Origin of the sequence: Frankia sp. KB5, from assembly GCF_002099325.1 — a bacterium.
Lineage (GTDB): Bacteria > Actinomycetota > Actinomycetes > Frankiales > Frankiaceae > Frankia > Frankia casuarinae.
In genome coordinates, this window is the sequence record NZ_MRUJ01000386.1 from 1 (window position 1) to 1,824 (window position 1,824).

Here is a 1,824-nt window from a genome sequence, read left to right on the forward strand (position 1 = left end):
CCCAGAACCTGGACGCCTCGGAAGTGGTCGTGCTGCCCGTGAGCATCGAGATCCGTGACACGACGTGCCGCCCCGCGAGCGGAACAACATAACTCCGCCGGCTTATGCCACCCGCGGTCCCATCGTCCAACCGACGATCTCAAACACCTTCTTATGGCGCGCTCGTCGTTATGCGGTGCCGTCGCGGATGGCTCCTTGTCGATGGCTATGTAGGAGAGTGGGGCCCGTAGCAGCCCCAGCGCGGCGATCCGCAGCCCGCGCGAGACGATGGACTCGCGGAACGCCGCAAGCAGCAGTTCAAGATCTGTCAGGGCCTCCTCGCCCGCGATGCCGGTCCGTCTCGAAGTCGTAGTGCCGCATGTCCGGGGCAGGGCCCTGGAGTGTCCAGCCCCCGTCGACGTGGAGGATCTCCCCGGTGACGAACGACGAGGCGTCCGACGCCAGGAACACCAGCGGGCCGATGTAGTCCTCGGGCGTCGCCATGCGGCCCAGCGGAATGACGGCGCTCCAGCTTCGATCGAAGTCGGGGTTGTCCTGCCAGTTGCGCTCCATACGCGTGGCCGTGGGCGCGATGGCGTTGACGCGCACACGCGGCGCGAGCCTCAGGGCGAGGTGGCGTGTCATCGCCTCCAGGCTGCCCTTTGATGCGGTGTAGACGGCGTGGTATCGGAGCATCAGGGTGTCGGCACAGGTTGAGATGTTGATGATCGATCCACCCCGCTCCCCCATTGCGGCCACCGCGGTTATGGTCGTCAGGAAGGCGCCCCGAAGGTTGGTGCTGATGGCGTCGCCCCAGTCCTCGAGAGTCGTCGCTTGTGCCGGGCCAAGACGGACATGCGCGACGTTGTTGACGAGCACATCGATGCTGCCAAGCTCGCAATGGGCCGTGTCGATCAACCGCTGCGCGTCCTCGGGGACGCCTACGTCAGCGCCGACCGCCACGGCGATGCCGCCTGCCTCCTGTATACGCCGGCACGTCTGCTCGGCGCCCGCGCGGTCGTTCTTGTAGTTGACGACCACGTTTGCGCCGGCCTGACCGAGGCCGGTCGCCAACGCACGGCCAATCCCCTTGCTGGAACTGGTGACGACGGCCACCTTGCCGTCGAGCGCACCTGCGGAGGTCATGCGTCTCCTCGGGGAGCGGACTGAGGGCTTGGGGAGCGCTGGGGCGTGGCGGACAAAGAGGGACCTCCCGAGTCGAGCAGGTGTGGCGGTGGCCACCGAGGGTTCCGTAAACGCCTACCGCCAGCTTGAGTGTAAGCCCTTGCAGAAGGCGGTGGAACTTGACGTAGGCTCCGGGCACGGTGATCCCGGTCGCCAGGCGGGCTGACCGGGTGGCGGGTCCCGGCGGCGGGTCCCGGTGGCTACGCCGGGGACTGATGGCGAGTCAGGGATGGGCGGCCAGCGACCCCGCGCGATCGTGTTGTGGGTGTAGCCGGTCTGTCTGCCGCGCCCACGCGCTCGAACCGGGCCGCCTGAGGGTTGACAGAGGGTGTCTCACTCGGAGTCCTCCTCATGCCAGGTGCGGCCGTCGCGTTCGATCAGCTCGGCCGCGCCGGCCGCGGCGCGCGACAATGCGCCCACAGGCACGCCGCACTCCAGACCACGAGGACATAAGACATCTCCGTGATCTACAAGCGGCGTGCCTGCTTTCGTGTCCGCGACACGTGGTCCAGCCGTGCCCGCGGTCCCCCATACCGCTCTACCAGGACCGATCACCCGAAACCGACAGAGCTGGCTAAACCGACCGAATCGCATCCTTGCAAGAGCCCCAGGGTGACCCGCAAAGTCTGTTTGTGCAGGTAGACGGTGTGAGACGGGGTG

Annotated in this window: 1 protein-coding gene; it reads right to left on the reverse strand. The window is 67.2% G+C overall.

Going from position 1 to position 1,824, the window contains the following annotated elements; all coding sequences use genetic code 11:
* Positions 1–297: 297 nt before the first annotated feature.
* Complete coding sequence (locus KBI5_RS24635) at positions 298–1,125, reverse strand: SDR family oxidoreductase (protein ID WP_011436580.1); 828 nt, start codon at positions 1,123–1,125, stop codon at positions 298–300.
* Between the last annotated feature and the right edge of the window lie 699 nt (positions 1,126–1,824).

Bases quoted from the DNA above. Each gene is read 5' to 3' on its own strand.
- KBI5_RS24635 (WP_011436580.1), bottom strand. From the start codon at position 1,125: ATGACCTCCGCAGGTGCGCTCGACGGCAAGGTGGCCGTCGTCACCAGT.